This window comes from Citricoccus sp., assembly GCF_032154715.1.
In the GTDB taxonomy this organism is placed as follows: Bacteria; Actinomycetota; Actinomycetes; order Actinomycetales; family Micrococcaceae; genus Citricoccus.
This window is the reverse complement of sequence record NZ_JALDXU010000152.1, coordinates 1-3,922: the sequence shown is the minus strand read 5'-3', so window position 1 is coordinate 3,922 and position 3,922 is coordinate 1. Positions and strand designations below refer to the sequence as shown.

Below are 3,922 nucleotides of genomic sequence, written 5' to 3'. Positions count from 1 at the left end.
ACGAACTCACGGACGACGCGCGGGAGGCCGCAGATGACGGAACAGGACAGGAGCCACGGGGCTCGCCGCATCACGCGTGCCCGGCTGTATGAGCAGCTGATGGAGCGGATCCTCGAGTTCATCGGCGAGGAGGGGCTGGCACCCGGCGATCGGCTGCCCTCGGAGCGGGATCTGGCCGAGCAGTTCGGCGTCTCCCGGGCGACCCTGGCTCAGGCTTTGGTGGCATTGGAGGTGCTCGGCGTCATCGATGTCCGTCATGGCACCGGGGCCGTCCTGGTGTACCGGCCCAATGCGACGACGCTGCTGCGGCAACTGAGTGACCATCGGAGTCTGCTGCCGGAGATCGTGGAGGCCAGGAGCACGATCGAGGTCAAGCTGGCGGCGCTGGCGGCCGAGCGCCGGACGGATCAGGACCTGGCGGCGATTGACGCGGCCATCGAGGTGATGGCCGGCGAGATCGAGCAGGGTGACCGGGGAGTGGGTGGAGACGAGAGGTTTCACGGGGCTATCACCCAGGCCGCGCATTCCGGGGTCCTGGCGCAGATGATGGACTTCTTGAGCGAGAGGATCCGGGAGACCCGCATCGAGTCCTTGGGGCAGCCCGGGCGGCCGGAAGTCTCCCTCGAGGCCCACCGGGCCATCGCGGAGGGTATTCGCCGGGGCGATCCGGACGAGGCGGCCCAGGCGATGCAGCGGCATATCGACGTCGTCTCCGACGTCCTGCTGCTCCGTGATGCCGAGGGCTGATCACCAGCGGACTCGGCAGCGCAGCGATTCAGTAGCTCAGCGCAGGAATCGCCGCACCGGGGGGGACCACAGCAGGGCGGCACCCGCCAGGAGCACCAGAGCGAGGGCCAAGAGTAGGGGGTGCCCGCGGACGATCAGGGGGATCCCGACGATCACGGCCACGCCGGTCAGCAGGCCGACCGCGCTGCGGCGGGACCGCAGCAGCTGGACGGCGCCGGTGCCGGTGGCGAGGGCCAGAACGCCGGCCAGCCCCGCCAGGACGAACTGGCCGGTGGCAGAGGCCTCCGGTGCGGCGAGGTCGAGTCCCCCGGCGGTGCCGGCCGGGGCGCGGAGTCCGGACAGGAAAAAGGCCGTGGCCACCAGTGCGAAGACGAGGGTGACGATGACCCACCACCAGCGGGCCACCTTCAGGGTGGCGGGTGTCGCGGCGCGGCGTTCTGCCGCGGCGTGCTCCTCGGCCGCGCGGCGGTCCTCATGTTCCTGGCGCTCTGCACGGGCGCGTTCGGCGTCGTCCCGGGACGAGTCGAGGAAGGAGCGGGTCGCACGGCCAGCGGCGCGGGCGAAGCGATGGTGGGGCTGTTGTCCAGGGACTTGCTGTCCAGGGGTCTGCTCGGGCACGTGACGAGCCTAACGGTTCGGCCCGGTCCCGCCGCCGCCGGAATGCGTTAGACTCGGGGGACCATTCCGGTCAAATCCCCTGTGCATGCCTGCTGATAAATACCGCAGCAAGGCATCAAGTTGTGTGGCCCGCTTTCGGCAACGTGTCGGCTGAGCGGGCGGCCGGTCCCGAACCCCCTTCCGTTCCTCCGCTGTTGAACTGTGCCGCCCCTGCGGCCCGGGACACCGACGGAACCGGCAGGGCGGGGACCGCCAGGAGAAATGGAACGGGCGTGATGTTGGACCACGCCACGGGGAGCACCGGAGAGAACCAATCCGATGCGTTGCGGCACCCAACCGGCCGCAATCACCGATCCCCGTGAGGAAATACCGTGTCCGAACACGCCCAAAACGAAACCCCCCAGAACACCGCGACCTCGGAGAACACCGAGAACACGGACGGCACCGAGTCGACAGTCCCCGCATTCGCTGACCTCGGCATCGATGGCCGCGTCCTCGCCGCCATCTCCGACCTCGGTTATGAGAACCCCTCGCCGATCCAGGCCCAGACCATCCCGCTGCTGCTCAATGGCCGCGACGTGGTGGGTCTGGCCCAGACCGGCACGGGCAAGACCGCCGCGTTCGCCGTGCCGGCCCTGTCCCGCCTGGCCGAGACCGCCGACGTCAACGGCCCGGCCAACACCCCTCAGATCCTCGTGCTCGCCCCGACCCGCGAGCTGGCCCTGCAGGTCGCCGAGGCCTTCACCACCTACGCCAAGCACATCAAGGGTGTGACCGTGCTCCCCGTCTACGGCGGCGCCCCCTACGGCCCCCAGCTCTCCGGCCTGCGCCGGGGGGCCCAGGTGGTCGTCGGCACCCCGGGCCGCGTGATCGACCACCTTTCCAAGGGTTCCCTGGACCTGTCCAACTTGCAGTACATGGTCCTGGACGAGGCCGACGAGATGCTGCGCATGGGCTTCGCCGAGGAAGTGGATCAGATCCTGTCCGCCACCCCGGACCAGAAGCAGACCGCGCTGTTCTCCGCCACCATGCCGCGCGCCATCCAGCGGATCTCCGGCAAGTACCTCAACAACCCCGTCGAGGTCACGGTCGCCGCGAAGAACACCACGGCCGGCAACATCCGCCAGCGCTTCCTGCAGGTCACCGGGTCCTGGAAGCTCGAGGCCATGACGCGCATCCTCGAGACCGAGGAGCATGACGGCGTCATCGCCTTCGTCCGCACCCGCAACGCCACCGAGGAGCTCACCACCAAGCTCAATGCCCGTGGCTTCCGCGCCGCGGCGATCTCCGGCGACGTCGCGCAGAACCAGCGCGAGAAGACCGTGGACAACCTGCGCTCCGGTCGCATCGACATCCTCGTGGCCACCGACGTGGCGGCCCGCGGCCTCGACGTCGAGCGGATCAGCCACGTCATCAACTACGACATCCCACATGACACCGAGGGCTACGTCCACCGCATCGGCCGCACGGGCCGTGCCGGTCGCTCCGGCGATGCCGTGCTGTTCATGACCCCGCGCGAGAAGTACCTGCTGCGGGCCATCGAGAAGGCCACCCGCCAGACCGTGGAGCAGATGAACATGCCCTCCGTGGCGGACGTGAACAACTCCCGTCTGGGACGTTTCAGCACCCAGATCACCGAGACCCTCTCGGCGGGCGACCTGGACGTGTTCCGCGGGCTCATCGATTCCTACGTGGCGGAGAACGACGTCAACGCCGAGGACGTCGCCGCCGCGCTCGCCAAGATGGCCCAGGGTGGGCGCCCGCTGCTGGCCGAGGAGCAGGACATGCCCCCGGCCAGGATGGAACGCGGTGGCCGTGAGGACCGTGGCGATCGTGATGGACGCGGCTCCCGCGGCCCGCAGCGTGGTCCGGCGGAGGGCAACGCCACCTACCGGATCGCGCTGGGCCGCCAGGACCGCGTGCAGCCCGGCAACATCGTTGGTGCCCTCGCCAACGAGGCCGGGCTGCGCTCCAACCAGATCGGCCACATCGACATCCGCTCCAACCACGCCCTCGTGGAGCTGCCGGCGGACCTGACCAGCCAGCAGTGGGACGCCCTCGGCAACACCACCATCAACGGCCGTCCGATCGAGATCCAGAAGGACACCGGCCGACCGACGAACGCCGAGCGTGAGGGCAAGCCCTTCCGCTCCGGTGGCGGCGGCTACAAGGGTGGTGGCCACAAGGGCGGCTACGGCGGCCACAAGGGTGGCGGCAAGGGTGGATTCAAGGGCGGCCGAAAGTCCTTCGACAAGCCCTCACGCGATCGGTACTGACCGGTTCTGACCGGTCAGCGGCCGGACGACCTTGGGACCGCCCCGATTTCATTCGTACGGAAATCGCTGGTAGAGTTTCACGTCGTTGCCCCGATAGCTCAGTGGTAGAGCGCAGTCTTGGTAAGACTGAGGTCCCGGGATCGATTCCCGGTCGGGGCTCTGAATGAGAGCCCGTGCGTTGCGAGATGTCGCGGCCACGGGCTGACTCATTCCATGGCGGCGTAGCTCAGCTGGTTAGAGCGCACGACTCATAATCGTGAGGTCGGGGGATCGAGTCCCCC

The 3,922-nt window shown here is 68.8% G+C and carries 3 protein-coding genes and 1 tRNA gene; 3 read left to right on the top strand and 1 reads right to left on the bottom strand.

What is annotated here, in order from left to right:
• Positions 1 to 33: 33 nt before the first annotated feature.
• Positions 34 to 747 (top strand): FadR/GntR family transcriptional regulator, encoded by a 714-nt coding sequence (locus RUH65_RS15395; RefSeq protein ID WP_313818518.1) that lies wholly within the window; start codon positions 34 to 36, stop codon positions 745 to 747.
• 36 nt (positions 748 to 783) lie between these two features.
• On the opposite strand, the gene RUH65_RS15390 is transcribed toward RUH65_RS15395, so the two are convergent.
• Entirely contained in the window at positions 784 to 1,365 is a 582-nt protein-coding gene (locus RUH65_RS15390; protein ID WP_313818517.1) for a hypothetical protein, read from the bottom strand.
• Between the two features lie 371 nt (positions 1,366 to 1,736).
• Between RUH65_RS15390 and RUH65_RS15385 the strand changes: the two genes are divergently transcribed.
• A complete protein-coding gene (locus RUH65_RS15385) occupies positions 1,737 to 3,641 on the top strand; it encodes a DEAD/DEAH box helicase (RefSeq protein ID WP_313818516.1) in 1,905 nt (634 codons plus the stop codon).
• 87 nt (positions 3,642 to 3,728) lie between these two features.
• A tRNA-Thr gene (locus RUH65_RS15380) sits at positions 3,729 to 3,800 on the top strand.
• Positions 3,801 to 3,922: the final 122 nt, after the last annotated feature.